This window comes from Atlantibacter sp. (assembly GCF_032062175.1).
Classification (GTDB): Bacteria; Pseudomonadota; Gammaproteobacteria; order Enterobacterales; family Enterobacteriaceae; genus Atlantibacter.
This window is the reverse complement of the sequence record NZ_DAMBQK010000002.1, coordinates 145009-159521: the sequence shown is the minus strand read 5'-3', so window position 1 is coordinate 159521 and position 14513 is coordinate 145009. Positions and strand designations below refer to the sequence as shown.

The 14513-nt window shown below is 55.6% G+C and carries 13 protein-coding genes; 6 read left to right on the top strand and 7 right to left on the bottom strand.

Translation table 11 applies throughout. From position 1 onward, the window contains the following. Nucleotides 1–3 precede the first annotated feature (3 nt). Nucleotides 4–1311 carry an MFS transporter gene (locus tag RT120_RS02990; protein ID WP_312979198.1) on the bottom strand — a complete coding sequence of 436 codons (1308 nt, stop codon included), beginning with the start codon at nt 1309–1311 and terminating at the stop codon, nt 4–6. 386 nt (nt 1312–1697) lie between these two features. Between RT120_RS02990 and RT120_RS02985 the strand changes: the two genes are divergently transcribed. The 4 genes from RT120_RS02985 to RT120_RS02970 all read left to right on the top strand — a co-directional run bounded on the left by RT120_RS02985 (nt 1698) and on the right by RT120_RS02970 (nt 4631). Beyond that, the gene (locus RT120_RS02985) at nt 1698–3098 is read left to right on the top strand and encodes a cytochrome ubiquinol oxidase subunit I (RefSeq protein WP_312979197.1); all 1401 of its coding nucleotides are present in this window, start codon (nt 1698–1700) and stop codon (nt 3096–3098) included. Then, nucleotides 3095–4105, top strand: coding sequence for a cytochrome d ubiquinol oxidase subunit II (cydB, locus tag RT120_RS02980; protein ID WP_312979196.1), 1011 nt, complete (start codon nt 3095–3097; stop codon nt 4103–4105). Before RT120_RS02985 ends, cydB begins: the two co-directional genes overlap by 4 nt. Then, nucleotides 4105–4236 carry a DUF2474 domain-containing protein gene (locus RT120_RS02975; protein WP_312979195.1) on the top strand — a complete coding sequence of 44 codons (132 nt, stop codon included), beginning with the start codon at nt 4105–4107 and terminating at the stop codon, nt 4234–4236. The genes cydB and RT120_RS02975 overlap by 1 nt, the downstream gene beginning before the upstream one ends. A gap of 164 nt (nt 4237–4400) precedes the next feature. Next, nucleotides 4401–4631 (top strand): DUF2554 family protein, encoded by a 231-nt coding sequence (locus RT120_RS02970; RefSeq protein WP_312979193.1) that lies wholly within the window; start codon nt 4401–4403, stop codon nt 4629–4631. Nucleotides 4632–4635: 4 nt separating this feature from the next. Here the strand turns inward: RT120_RS02970 and RT120_RS02965 are convergent, their stop codons facing one another. Then, on the bottom strand, nt 4636–5721 hold the full coding sequence (locus RT120_RS02965; RefSeq protein WP_312979190.1) for an NADH:flavin oxidoreductase/NADH oxidase: 1086 nt from the start codon (nt 5719–5721) through the stop codon (nt 4636–4638). Between the two features lie 450 nt (nt 5722–6171). On the opposite strand from RT120_RS02965, the gene treF reads away from it, so the two are divergent. Then, the gene (gene treF, locus RT120_RS02960; protein ID WP_312979188.1) at nt 6172–7821 is read left to right on the top strand and encodes an alpha,alpha-trehalase TreF; all 1650 of its coding nucleotides are present in this window, start codon (nt 6172–6174) and stop codon (nt 7819–7821) included. Between the two features lie 36 nt (nt 7822–7857). Here the strand turns inward: treF and RT120_RS02955 are convergent, their stop codons facing one another. Then, nucleotides 7858–9822 (bottom strand): U32 family peptidase, encoded by a 1965-nt coding sequence (locus tag RT120_RS02955; RefSeq protein WP_312979186.1) that lies wholly within the window; start codon nt 9820–9822, stop codon nt 7858–7860. A 234-nt stretch (nt 9823–10056) separates the two neighbouring features. Then, nucleotides 10057–10587, bottom strand: a complete 531-nt coding sequence (locus tag RT120_RS02950) for an XRE family transcriptional regulator (RefSeq protein ID WP_312979182.1) — start codon at nt 10585–10587, stop codon at nt 10057–10059. Between the two features lie 101 nt (nt 10588–10688). On the opposite strand from RT120_RS02950, the gene RT120_RS02945 reads away from it, so the two are divergent. Next, entirely contained in the window at nt 10689–11864 is a 1176-nt protein-coding gene (locus RT120_RS02945) for a benzoate/H(+) symporter BenE family transporter (RefSeq protein WP_312979179.1), read from the top strand. 47 nt (nt 11865–11911) lie between these two features. Here RT120_RS02945 and RT120_RS02940 read toward each other — a convergent pair whose 3' ends face one another. The 3 genes from RT120_RS02940 to tehA all read right to left on the bottom strand — a co-directional run bounded on the left by RT120_RS02940 (nt 11912) and on the right by tehA (nt 14419). Continuing rightward, complete coding sequence (locus tag RT120_RS02940; RefSeq protein WP_312979176.1) at nt 11912–12583, bottom strand: DUF3313 domain-containing protein; 672 nt, start codon at nt 12581–12583, stop codon at nt 11912–11914. Between the two features lie 229 nt (nt 12584–12812). Further along, entirely contained in the window at nt 12813–13406 is a 594-nt protein-coding gene (gene tehB / locus RT120_RS02935; RefSeq protein WP_312979175.1) for a tellurite resistance methyltransferase TehB, read from the bottom strand. Next, entirely contained in the window at nt 13403–14419 is a 1017-nt protein-coding gene (gene tehA, locus RT120_RS02930; protein ID WP_312979173.1) for a dicarboxylate transporter/tellurite-resistance protein TehA, read from the bottom strand. Before tehA ends, tehB begins: the two co-directional genes overlap by 4 nt. Between the last annotated feature and the right edge of the window lie 94 nt (nt 14420–14513).

Below are 14513 nucleotides of genomic sequence, written 5' to 3'. Positions count from 1 at the left end.
AACTCATTCCTCGCTGAGCACTAACTTCTTCTCGTAGTTAATTAACAGGCTGCAAACCAGGTAGCACAATCCGCAGGCGGCAAACAGAATCAACGCCGCAAAATAGGAACCGGTCATGCTAACAACCACACCGGTTACCAGCGGAATAATGATCCCGCCGACGTTAGAAAACATATTCATCATGCCGCCCAAAATACCCGCCTGGCTGCGCACGGTTAAGGTGCCCGGCAGCGACCAGTACAATCCCAGGAAGCGCCCAAAAAACAGGGTGATCGCCAGTAGCACAATGGCGGCGTTAGCGCTTTCCACAAAGGCCACCGCGAAAATCGCCAGGGTGGCAATCGCCGCCGAGATGCCCAGCAGCGTGCGCATCACCACGTTCTGACGATAACCGCGACGCAGCCCTTTTTGCGCCAGCCAGCCGGCAAAATTTTCACCGAAGAAACCGGAAATATAAATAAAAAACGACGCGCTGGCTAAGCCGTGAATATCCAGGCCACGCGCCTGAAATAAATAGAGCGGACCAAAGGTTAATAATCCGTAGAACAGCATATTGGCGGTCATAAAGCCGACGGCCATAAACCAGAATGTACGGTGTTTAAGGAAATTTACCGGTTTGCCGATCAGCGCTTTTTGTTCTTCCTGGCTGTCTTCTTTACGATGCTCTTTAGCAATATATTGTGCTTCCAGTTCATTCACTTTCGGGTGCTGTTCCGGCTTATCACGTATATAACGATGGATCACAAACCCTGCCCCGGCGGTAATAATCGCCACGGCGATAAAGGATTCGCGCCAGCCGCCTAATAAACTGATTAACCCGGCAACAATTAAACTGCCAAATGCCGCACCCAGCGTGGACGAGGAGTCCATTAATACTGCGCCCCTGGCGCGGTCTTTTAACGGCAGCCACAGCGCAGCCAGTTTTGCGCCGGTGGGATATTGCGGCGCTTCCGTCGCCCCTAATCCCAGGCGGGCGATCAGCATCATGGTGAAATTCAGCGCCAGCCCTGTGGCTAACTGGCAAACCGACCAGAGCGTTACCGCCCAGGTTAATATCCGGCGCGGCCCAATTTTATCCGCCAGCCAGCCGCCGGGAATTTGAAATAACGCGTAGGTCCAGAAAAATGAGCTTAATAATAACCCCTGCATTTGCGGGCTTAAATCAAACTCTTTAGCAATAAGCGGCATCCCAATGGAGAGAGAAATACGGTCGATATAACTTAACGCGCCCACAAACAATAACAGCACAAATGTTTGCCAACGTACTTTGGTCATTTTAGTGGTATTCGCAATGCTGATTGGGTTTTCCATACACGCACCGTTCATATGTTCATTAAGTGAGCATTTAGTTAAGCAGAGCGCAGGAAAATTAACCAGTGATCACAATCACGTAAACGATCATTAACCGTAATTTCTCATTTTGCGGAAAACAATGAGACTTAAATCACTAAATATCAGCCTTAAAAGCAGTGCTAATGATTTCATATTGAACTTATGAACAACATATTTTTAACCGTTGCACGTTTGCGACGTTGAATTTCATATAAGTCAATTAGTGACACTCACTTGCAACCATAACAAAAATAAAATATCAGAAGATTACATCAACTGTTATAGCCAAATACCCCACCACTGTTTCTTATCATCCGCCTCGCCTGGGCCTATCCTCCCGCCAGAGCTATTGTCAGGAGTCAGGCATGTTTGATTTGGATGCGTTTCACTTAGCGCGAATACAGTTCGCGTTTACCGTTTCTTTCCACATAATCTTCCCCGCCATTACCATTGGTCTCGCCAGCTATCTGGCGGTGCTGGAAGGCATGTGGCTGAAAACCAAAAATCCGGTATGGCGTTCGCTGTACCACTTCTGGTCGAAAATTTTTGCCGTTAACTTCGGGATGGGCGTGGTGTCGGGGCTGGTGATGGCCTATCAGTTCGGCACTAACTGGAGCGGATTTTCTCAGTTTGCGGGCAGTATTACCGGCCCGCTGCTGACCTATGAAGTGCTGACTGCGTTCTTCCTCGAAGCCGGTTTTCTGGGCGTGATGTTGTTTGGCTGGAACAAAGTCGGGCCGGGGCTGCACTTTTTCTCGACCTGCATGGTGGCGCTGGGCACGCTGATGTCCACTTTCTGGATCCTCGCGTCTAATAGCTGGATGCAGACGCCCCAGGGCCACGAAATCATTAACGGCCAGGTGGTACCGGTGGACTGGTTCGCGGTGATCTTTAACCCGTCGTTCCCCTACCGTTTATTCCATATGACCATCGCCGCGTTTTTGAGCAGCGCCCTGTTTGTCGGCGCGTCGGCGGCCTGGCATTTGCTGCGCGGCAACACTACCTCCGCCATCCGCACCATGTTTTCGATGGCGCTGTGGATGACGCTTATCGTCGCGCCCATCCAGGCGCTGGTGGGCGATATGCACGGGCTGAATACGCTCAAGCACCAGCCGGCGAAAATTGCCGCCATTGAAGGCCACTGGGAAAACCCGCCCGGCGAGCCGACGCCGTTGCTGCTGTTCGGCTGGCCGGATATGGAGCAGGAGCGCACCCGCTACGGGCTGGCAATCCCGGCGATCGGCAGCCTGATTTTGACCCACAGTCTCGATAAACAGGTTCCGGCGCTGAAGGAATTCCCCAAAGCCGATCGCCCTAATTCGCCGATTGTGTTCTGGTCGTTCCGCATTATGGCCGGGCTGGGCATGTTGATGCTGCTGCTCGGGGCGATGGCAGTGTGGCTGCGCTACAAACAGCGCTTGTACACCTCGCGGCCTTTCCTGCGTTTTGCGCTGTGGATGGGGCCTTCGGGGCTGATCGCTATTCTGGCGGGATGGGTAACCACCGAAGTGGGCCGCCAGCCTTGGGTCGTGTATGGCCTGCAACGCACCGAGGATGCGGTGTCTGCCCACGGCACGCTGCATATGAGCATCAGCCTGCTGGCGTTTTTCGTGGTGTATATGTCGGTATTTGGCGTCGGGTACAGCTATATGGTGCGCCTGATTAAGAAGGGCCCGCAGCCCGAGGACGCGCTGCCACCGGTTAATGGCACCCCTGCCCGACCGCTGTCTGCCGCAAGCCAGTCAACCTCCGGGGAGGCCGTATGACTTTCGATTTCGCCATTATCTGGTTCGTGATTATCGTATTCGCCACCCTGATGTATATCGTGATGGACGGTTTCGATTTGGGGATTGGCATCCTGTTCCCGTTTATCCGCGATAACGACGACCGCGACGTGATGGTCAACAGCGTTGCGCCGGTATGGGACGGCAACGAAACCTGGCTGGTGTTGGGCGGCGCAGGGCTGTTCGGCGCGTTTCCGCTGGCCTATGCGGTAATTGTCGATGCGCTGACTATTCCGCTATCGCTAATGCTGATTGGGCTGATATTCCGTGGCGTGGCCTTTGAGTTCCGCTTTAAAGCCACGCCAGGCCACCGACCGTTCTGGGATAAAGCCTTTATGGCCGGTTCGATTCTGGCGACCTTCTGCCAGGGCGTGGTGGTCGGCGCGGTGGTCAGCGGATTTGAGGTAACCGGACGCACCTTCAGCGGCTCGCCGCTGGGCTGGCTGACGGCGTTCAACCTGTTCTGCGGCGTAGGGTTAGTGGTGGCTTATGCCCTGCTGGGCGCAACCTGGCTGGTAATGAAGAGCGAAAACCCGCTGGAACAGCGAATGCGCGCCCTGACCCGCCCGCTGCTGCTGGCGCTGCTGGTCGTGATTGCCGGGATCAGCCTGTGGACGCCGCTGGCCCACGCAGAGATCGCCGCACGCTGGTTTACCCTGCCGAATCTGTTCTGGCTGCTGCCAGTGCCGCTGCTGGTTATCGTGTTCAGCCTGTGGCTGTGGCGCTGCGTGGCGGATAGCCGCAGCCAGACGCTGCCGTTTGTCCTGACGCTCGGGCTGATTTTCCTGGGTTTCAGCGGATTAGGGATCAGTATCTGGCCGCAGATTATCCCGCCGCACATCAGCATCTGGCAGGCCGCCGCGCCCGCGTCCAGCCTGAGCTTTATGCTGGTCGGCGCGCTGCTGATTATCCCGATTATTTTGATTTACACCTTCTGGAGCTACTACGTGTTTCGCGGCAAGGTGCAGCACGGTGAGGGGTATCACTGATGAAAACTACACTTTGGCCGAAACGGCTGTTCTGGCTGGTGGTAATTTGGGGAGGCAGCGTGTTAACGCTGGCTGCGGTGGGCCTGTTTTTTCGGGTGATTATGGCAGCCGCCGGGTTTAAATCCCATTAGGATCGCGCAGTAAAACATGCCCAACCTCAACCCAATGGCAATCAACACGCTTCTTCGTGAGACTTTGCAAAACTGACACCGGGTTTGCAGGCATTTAAAAATCGCAATAAAAAACCTACGTTATTATTGCGAAATTAGCGCCACCTGCCACACGGAGCAACCTGATGACAAAGAAGCTGATAAGCGCCCTGCTGCTATGCACGGCGCTTTTTTCCGGCCAGAGCGCGGCACAGCGCAATGGGCTCGTGTTTTATAAAGTGCAGAGCGCGGATACCACGTTACGCCATGCGGCTGACAGCGATGAAATAAGAAGCGCCGCCGAAGAGGCAGCGCTGGATGTGCGGGAACATCATCACGGGTCTAACTCCCGCAAGCCGGGGACGCACCAGAATTAACGGCTCAGACTGAAAACAGCCCGCGCAGGTGATGCGGCTCGCTGCGCTGATACTGCGGGGCGACGGCGATTTTGCTGCCGAGCTTTGCTGCCGCATGCCACGGCCAGCGCGGATTAAACAAGATCCCACGCGCCAGGGCGATAAACTCCGCCTGGCCGGTGGCGATAATCGCTTCCGCCTGTTCCGGTTCGGTGATCAGCCCCACGGCGATAACGGGCGTCTTCACCTGTTGCTGGATCTGCTGGGCGAAAGGCACCTGGTAGTTCGGGCTGACGGTAATTTGCTGCGCCGGGGATAAACCGCCGGAAGAGACGTGAATATAGGCGCTGCCGCGCGTTTCCAGCGCTTTCGCCAGTTGAATCGAGCTGTCGATATCCCAGCCCCCTTCCGCCCAGTCAGTGGCGGAAATACGCACCCCTACCGGCAGCGACACGGCGGCTTTAACGTCATCAAAAATCTCCAGTACCAGCCGAATACGGTTCTCCAGGCTGCCGCCGTAATTGTCCGTGCGCTGGTTCGACAGCGGCGACAGGAACTGATGCAGCAGATAACCATGCGCAGCGTGCAGTTCAATCAGATCGAAACCCGCTTTTTGCGCCCGGCGCGCCCCGTCCACAAATGCCTGTTTGATCTGCGCAATATCTTCTGTGGTCATGGCTTTTGGCGCGCGGTATTCGCCAAAGCCCAGTGCCGACGGCGCAAGGGTTTCCCAGCCGCCTTCGCTATCTGACAGCGATTTGCCGCCTTTCCACGGCGCATCCACCGAGGCTTTACGCCCCGCATGGCCGAGCTGTATGCCGAGTTTAACAGGCGACCAGCGGCGAATAACCTCAACTTCCTGCTGCAACGCATCGCCCAGTTCGTCGCTCCAGATCCCTAAATCCCAGGGAGAGATACGCCCTTCCGGCGTCACGGAGGTGGCTTCAATAATCAGCAGCCCGGCCCCTGACTGCGCCAGGGTGCCGAGATGCACACGGTGCCAGTCTGTCGGCGCGCCATTTTCGGCGGAATACTGGCACATCGGCGCGATAATAATGCGGTTATTCAGCGCAAGCTCGCCAAGATGACCAGCGGAAAACAGGTGACTCATCACAAACCTCCAGGGATGGTAATTCCAGTAAATAAACGCTGTGGTCCAGTATAGAAAGGAACCGCCTGTTTCTGTTGGCGATTTTTGCGGCTAACGCCAGGGCGCTTAATATCCGGTTACGGGCTGTTTCCAGAAAACGCACAATATTTACGAATATAGAGCTGTTTGTAGAAAAAGTAGCTTGATTTTCCACCAGGCAACCGCGTTACAATTATGCCTTCGCGCTCAAGGCTGAAAGGCCGGGCGTTTCAGGATTAATTATCAGATTATTTCCCCAGGGCACGAAAAGGGGGCGAAATAAATGAATTTTAAGTCCATTTGCATCGATGATGCGTCAGTTGTATCGGCCTTTGCGCCCTGAATTCTTGCCGCTTACCGGCCCGACAAATCCATTTGCTAAACTTAAGAGTAACGCTTTCATAAAAAGCTACTCTGGAGGTTGTTATTAGTATGCTTAATCAGACATCTCGACTCACATTATCGGAATCAGAAGCTTACGAAGAAGACGTTCGGTATGAGTTCGATCCCTGTGAGCTCAAGCTGGATGAGATGGTCGAAGCGGAACCGCTGCCCGAGCTGATTGAAGGCATGCCTGCTCCTGATGCGCTGACACCGGCGGATCGTTATCTGGAGCTGTATGAGCATGTGCAGTCTTCACGCATGTTTCCTGACAGCAAAACCTTTGCCGACTGCGCGCCAAAAATGACGCCGCTGGCGATTTTAATGAACTATCGTCGTGCGAAACGCTATCCGGGTTTCCAACTGGAGAAATTCGTATACGACCATTTTCATCTGCCGCGAGACTACAGCAAAGAGTACATCTCCGACCCGGACCGCAGTCTGAAAGACCATATCGACAGCCTGTGGCCGGTACTGACCCGTGAGCCGCAGGAGCATATCGAGTTCTCGTCGCTGCTGCCGTTGCCTCAGTCCTATATTGTTCCGGGGGGGCGATTTCGCGAGGCCTATTACTGGGACTCCTACTACACCATGCTGGGGCTGGCGGAAAGTGGCCGCAACGACCTGCTGCGCTGCATGGCGGATAACTTTGCATGGATGATCGAAAACTACGGTCATATCCCCAACGGTAACCGTACCTATTACCTCAGCCGCTCGCAGCCGCCGGTGTTCGCCCTGATGGTGGAACTGTTTGAGGAAGACGGGGTACGCGGCGCGCGGCGCTATCTCGATCATCTGCTGATGGAATACGCTTTCTGGATGGACGGCGCCGATAGTCTGGATTTCAACCAGGCCTACCGCCGTGCGGTAAAAATGCCGGATGGCGCGCTGCTTAACCGTTACTGGGATGACCGCGATACGCCGCGCGATGAATCCTGGTATGAGGACGTGGAAACCGCCAAACTGTCTGGTCGCCCGGCGAGCGAAGTGTATCGCGATTTACGCGCGGGCGCGGAATCCGGCTGGGACTACTCGACCCGCTGGCTGCGCGATGCCGACCGTCTGGCGAGTATCCGCACGACCCAGTTTATCCCGGTGGATCTCAACGCGTTCCTCTACAAGTTAGAGACCGCGATTTCCAATATTGCAGGCTTGAAGCAGGACGCCATCATGGCGGCCCGCTTCCGCGAAAAAGCGCTGGCCCGCCGTAACGCCATGAACCGCTACCTGTGGGATGACGCCACCGGCACGTTCCGCGATTACGACTGGCGGCGCGAATGCCTGGCCTCATTCTCTGCAGCCTGCGTCGTGCCGCTGTATGTCGGCATGGCAACTCACGAACAGGCGCAGAAAATCGCGGTTAACGTGCGCGAGAGGTTGCTGACGCCTGGCGGTATTCTGGCGACCGATGTGGAAAGCGATCAGCAGTGGGATAAACCCAACGGCTGGGCGCCGCTACAATGGATGGCGATCCAGGGCTTTAAAAACTACAGCGAGGACGGCCTGGCGGACATCATTGCCCATAACTGGATGCGCACCGTGAAGCGCGTGTATATGGAGCAAAACAAGCTGGTGGAAAAATACCATATCGCGGATTACGCACCGCAGCCCGGTGGCGGGGGTGAGTATCCGTTGCAGGATGGGTTTGGCTGGACCAACGGCGTAACCCGCCGGTTAATCAGCCTGTACGGGGAACCGTAATACAACAGCGCCGCCTTTCAGGCGGCGCTGTTGTTTTCAGGCTTTGCGGCCCGGTAAGGTTTTTAGCAGCTCATCGGGGCTGATAGAGCCCACCACGCCGCTACCCGGCAGCGGCATCTTCAGAATGTGATTTTTGATTTTGCCGATAACGTGCATTTCGCACGGACGACAGTCAAATTTCAGCGTCAGCACTTCATCGCCGTGGATCAGCTGCATCGGCGTGGCCTTCCAGCTCTTAATCGACCCTTTCGCCTGTTTCGGGCACAAATTAAAGGCAAAGCGCAGGCAATGTTTGGTGATCATCACCGGCACGTCGCCTTTTTCCTGATGGGCTTCATACGCCGCGTCGATCAGCTGTACGCCATAGCGATGGTAAAACTCGCGCGCTTTATGGTTATACACGTTCGCCAGGAAGCTTAAGTGGCTGTCCGGGTAGACCGGCGCAGGTTCGCTCACCGCTTTGCGGGTCGCACGCTGATAGGCCGCCAGCCGGGCTTCATCTAACGCCTCGCCGGTTTCGCGGCGCAACTGGTTAAGCAGGCTGTTCGGCACAAACAGGGCGCCAGGCAAGTTAATCGTCACCGCGCGGGCGTAATACATCGTCTGACCGAGTTTTGTGACACCGTCACGCAGGCTGTTGTACGCTTTTTCCGGGTTATTGGCCTCGCTGAATTCCCCGTCCAGGGTGCGCGTCACGCTGACGCCCTCTTCGGAGGTCATGGTCAGGATAAGCTGTTCCTGCCAGCCGCCCAGTTCGATGTCCACTGCCACCCGGCGCTCGCTGGAGGTTTTCAACAGCGCCTGCTGCCAGTTGTGATCGAGGTTGCGGTTCAGCGGATGGTGTGGACGCAAGGTTTTCAGCGCATCCGGCATGTCGTTTGGCCAGACGCGGTAACGGCTTTCGGTGAGTTTTTCCACGGTATTGGCACGGAACCCGACGGCTTCACGTTTTACCAGCACGTTCAGCCCGTCGCCATTTGACAGCGGCTCCGTGACGTCCACGTCCAGATAATCTTTCGCCACTTTCATCACTTCACCCACCGGCAGACCGATAAACTTCGGTGAGTCAAACGCGCCGATATCAATTTTGCGGGCGTTAACGAAATAGTCAGTGCTGCCGCGATGGAAGGTTTTATCCGGCGACGGCACAAAGTAGTGCTGGGTCACGCCCGCCGAGGCGCGCGCCAGGTCGCCGCGCTGCTCCATCACTTCGTCCAGCAACTGGCGATAGTACGCGGTGATGTTTTTCACGTAGCTCATGTCTTTGTAGCGCCCTTCGATTTTGAAGGAGCGTACGCCTGCATCGACCAGCGCCGCCAGATTGGCGCTCTGATCGTTGTCTTTCATCGACAGCAGGTGTTTTTCATAGGCCACCACGCGGCCCTGGTCGTCTTTCAGGGTGTACGGCAAACGGCAGGCCTGGGAGCAGTCGCCACGATTGGCGCTGCGGCCCGTCTGGGCATGGGAGATATTGCACTGCCCGGAATACGCCACGCACAGCGCGCCGTGGATAAAGAACTCAATGGTCGCGTCGACGCTGTCGTGAATGGTTTTAATCTGGTCAAGATTCAGTTCGCGCGCCAGCACAATTTGCGAGAACCCGACGTCAGAGAGAAACCTGGCTTTTTCCACGCTGCGGATATCGCACTGGGTACTGGCGTGCAGCTCAATCGGCGGGATATCCAGCTCCAGCACGCCCATGTCCTGGACAATCAGCGCATCGACGCCCGCCTGCCACAACTGGTGGATCAGCGCCTGCGCCGGTTCCAGTTCATCATCATGAAGAATGGTGTTGAGCGTCACGAAGACCTTCGCGCCATAGCGATGGGCGAACGGCACCAGCTCGGCGATATCCCGCAGGCTGTTGCTGGCGTTGTGGCGCGCGCCAAAGCCCGGGCCGCCGATATACACCGCGTCGGCGCCATGAAGGATCGCTTCACGGGCGATGGCGGTGTCGCGTGCCGGGCTCAGAAGTTCAAGATGATGGGAGTGCAGGCGCATGTTTTATCGTTATCCAGTATTTGAAATGGCGGCTATTGTAGTCACAAGGCGGGCAGATCAGAAGTATTACGTGTCTTTTGCCGTTCTGCGGCAATGCTTCGCGTTTTTTGTTGGTTTGGCGCAGACAAAATCCGCGCTAAGGTGAAGGCGTATTCCTTCTTGTTCGAATACCCATATCGTCGTGTGGTTATTGATTTTTATTACCGCAAGTTAACAGCTTGCGGTTTTTTTTTGTCATATCCGCGCGTAATGAATTAACGAATGAAAGCGTACCGGTTGTGCTGTCTGGTTGCGATAGGCATGCGCCTGGTCGGCGTGAAAGCGCTGGCCCTCTCCCGCGGAGAGCGTTTGCCACACTCCCTGTAGCTGCAACGCTAACTCGCCGCTAATCACTACCACGTGTTCTATAACACCGAGTTCATGGGCTGATGATTCGCTCATCGCACCGGGAGCCAGCGTGACCACCAGCAGATCAAAACCCAGGTGTTCATCAAACGGGAATAGCGGTTCAGCGGTCATGCCCTGATGGGCATCATATACCGGGCGTTCACTGGCCAGCGGTGGGGCGATAAACGCCGAAAACGGTACGTTAAACCCGGTGGCGATTTTCCACAGCGTCGCCACCGTCGGGCTTGATTCCTGGCGCTCAATTTGCCCCAGCATCGCCTTGGATACGCCGGTCTGTTGTGCGGCCTGGGTTAAACTCCAGCCGCGTGCCTGGCGCAGCGCTTTCAGCGTATCGCTTAAATGGGCGGCACTATCCATCACATTCCCCAACGGCTAAAAAATGCCAGTTTACCTGCTTGTGCGTTATAGCGCACAGTGTTATTTTTCATGGACGCTATAACGCACAACGGACATAAACGATGCGTCAATTCACTTTTCCCACGTTACTGGCCGGCTTGGTCGCCGTACTGGTGGGCTACGCCAGCTCCGCTGCCATTATCTGGCAAGCCGCGGCGGCAGCAGGCGCGAATGCAGATCAGATCGCTGGATGGATGACCGCGTTGGGCATCGCGATGGGCGTCAGTACCCTGGGATTATCACTGTGGTATCGCGCACCGGTATTAACTGCCTGGTCGACGCCCGGCGCGGCGTTGCTGGCGACCAGCCTGCACGGCGTGACGATGAATGAAGCCATTGGCGTGTTTATCTTCGCCTCCGCGCTGATTGTGCTGTGTGGCGTCACCGGCCTGTTTGCCCGGCTGATGACGCTGATCCCTCACAGCCTGGCCGCCGCGATGCTGGCCGGCATTTTACTGCGCTTTGGCCTTGATGCTTTCGCCACCCTGCCCGCTAACGGCTTGCTGTGCGGCGTTATGTTGATCGCCTGGCTTATCGCCAAAGCCATTGCGCCGCGTTACGCCATCGTCGCGACGCTTGTCGCCGGGCTGGCAATTTGCCTGGTGACCGGGCAGTTTTACACCAGCCAGACGGATATCACGCCTGCGCTGCCCGGCTTTACCCTGCCGCACTTTACGCTGCAAAGTTTACTCGGCATCGGCCTGCCGTTTTTCCTGGTGACCATGGCGTCGCAGAACGCGCCCGGCGTGGCGACGCTAAAAGCCTCGGGCTATCAGGTGCCGGTATCGCCGTTGATGACGGTCACCGGGCTGATTGCGCTGGTGATGGCGCCGTTTGGCGTGTTTTCCGTGTGCATTGCCGCGATCACGGCAGCGATTTGCCAGAGCCCGGATGCGCACCCTGAGATGAATAAACGCTGGCTGGCCTCGGCGGCGGCAGGCGGATTTTATCTGCTGGCTGGCGTGTTCGGCGGCGCAATCACCGCGCTGATGACGGCGCTGCCGCTCGCCTGGATCCAGATGCTGGCGGGCCTGGCGCTGCTGGGCACCATCGGTGGCAGCCTGCACCAGGCGCTAACACATGAAACCGATCGCGATGCTGCGATTGTGACGTTTTTAATTACCGCATCGGGCATTACGCTGGGCGGAATTGGCTCGGCATTCTGGGGATTAATTGGCGGCGGAATAAGCTTTGTGGTATTGGGAATGGCGCGGAGCCGGGGAAATAAAAAAATGTAACGCGCGATAAAACCTATTTAACGGGGGAGCGAACTCCCCCGAATTTATTATTGCTTTTTGGTGACATCAAACATTTTGGCGTCGGTCGCCATATCGTCGACAACTTGTTTTAAGTTTTCTAAAGCCATGGGGGTATTTTCGTTGTTCAGGTCTTTGCCTTCACCTTTACGCACCACTTTAAACACCGGCTTTTTAGTGGCGGCGTCAATTAGCTCGCCTTCAAAATAAAGGTTGGTATCCATTGTGCGATGGCCCGTGGCCATTTGCGTTCCGGCGACTAACAGCGCGACCGGCACCACTTCATAGAACTGCAAACCTTCTTTACTGCTATCAACACCGGTGATCGCGCCACGGAAGATCAAGCTGCGCGGCCCTGGGGTCGCGACCAGTGGCTTACGTTCTGCTGCCGCCGCTTTCATCTGCTGATTGGTATAATTAAGCAATTGCGTCAGAACCTTCTCACCAACCTGCGTGGTGGGTTTAGGAACCGGGTAGTACACGATCGGGTTATAGACAATGCTGTCATAATTATTTGGATTAAAGTCAGGTGCAACCCAACGCATCACGGTTTTGCCGGTGGATGAAGTTGTTTCCTGTAAGCCTGAGTAGTCTTTCAAAAAACCGGAGTATTTTTCCGGTGAAGTGACTTTTGAAGCACAGCCTGCAAGCGCGAGCGCTGCGCAAAGCACCGAAGCCTTAACAAATAAAGAGGTTCTCATTTTTTGCACCTGTAATTGCACATAAGCAGACAAGTTATAGCAAAGCTATCAAAGAGTTTTGAGGCATAAATAGCTATCTGAGAAAAAATCCGATTACCTGAGCAAATTTAAGGCAGTAATATTTTTCTGCCAAATGAAATCATTATACGTATTTCAAGTTTTAATTAGCAGAGTAAGCAATCGGCAGGAAAGAAAATGGCTGGCGCGAGAGGATCGCGCCAGCGGGATATTAAGGTTTGCGCGCCAGCAAGGTGGCAAAACGTAATTTAATGCGGTTACCCGCTTCATCAGTACGGTGCAACTCACCCGGCTCTTCGTTGTATTTCACAACTTCCCAACCGGCATAGTAGCCGCTCAGCTCACCCTCGCGGAACGCGAACGGGAAGCCAACAGTGCACGGGAAGTCTTCGGTATCCATCGCCGCGACAATCAGGTTATAGCCGCCGCTTTTGGTGCAGCGCTGCATATTGTCAATCAGGCCCGCAATGGTGGTCGATTCAAGGAACATCATCACCACGGTGGAAAGAATGAAATCATACTCACCGTCGAATTTCAGGCTGTTCAGATCGCGCACGTCGCTTTGCAGATTGTGCAGCCCTTCCGCTTCCGCCACGCGTTGCAGATTGGCGATGCTCATCGGATTTTTATCCCAGGCGGTGACGTCAAAACCGTTGGCCGCCAGGTACAGGCTGTTGCGGCCATTACCGCAACCCAAATCCAGCACCTTGCCAGGGGTCAGGAAAGGCATGGCAGCGACAACGTCAGAGTGCGTGCGGGTTAAGCCATATTTGTCGGTAAAATAATTTTCATCACGAATGGTCATAGTGATTCCTTAGAAGTATGAGAAACAGAAGTACGAATCAAGAGTTTGCCCTGGCACAACAAAATCAGCGTGCGAACGAGCAGCAGGCCGATAAGTACGTTACTGCTGATAAACAGCGGCAACATCAAAAAATGAAAAACGCCGTCCGGCGCGGCATGCCCAAGATGCAGCGCGGTCGTGGCCAGCGCCGACAGGCCGAACGAGAAGCTCCAGAAGGTGGGGTTAAACGGCTGGGACAGATACCACGGCGCCAGGCGGATCATAAACAGCGCCTGCAACAAACCATAGCCGAACAGCATTTTCGCGAACATATCCGCCTCGCCGCCGTTAACGCTTAGCAGCGCGCTACAGGCCACCAGCGCCGGGGCCATCTGGATGCCGAGCGAGGTGCGCACCGCCGGGGGCATTTCCCCTGCGCTGCGCATACGGTGCAAAATCGCCGGTTCCAGGCTCAGCCAGGACAATACCCCGGCCCCTAAAAACAGAATGCCTAAATCATGGAAACCCAGCGCGCCGCAGGCCATGGTGCTGATAAAGTTATTAGCGACGGTGGGTAAATAGAGCCCCGGCGTGGTGGCTTCATGGGGATGCTTCCCGCGCCACAGCCCGGCGTTTTGCCAGGCGGCATACAGCAACTGGCTCACCGCGCCGATGCTGAACAGTGCCACCGCCAGCGGGCGCACCCACGGGGCCAATCCAATCGATACCAGCATGGTGGTGGCCGGGAACAGGCTCACGTAGCTGCTCATCAGCGGATGCAGGATCTCCGCTTTTACCGTCTGCGGGTGCGCCATCAGACGCCAGACAAACGCCACCGCCAGCAAAAACCAGATCAGCGTCGCCAGCGCCACCAGCCCTTCGCCGATCCAGGGCGATACCGGCCAGATTGTCGGCGCGTAACGCCAGGAAAAGCCGATCCCGATAGTGCCCAATACCATGCCGAAATACCCGGCAGGCAGATTCAATAGGGTTGATGACGCGCTGGCGGATTGCCAGGCAATGGTTTTATTCATTTTGTTTAAAGTTTAAAAATATATTTGATATGCATTTTATGGGACTCCGGCGCGAATTACCATAACCCGCAGGTTGCTGAAAAGTTTGCTACGG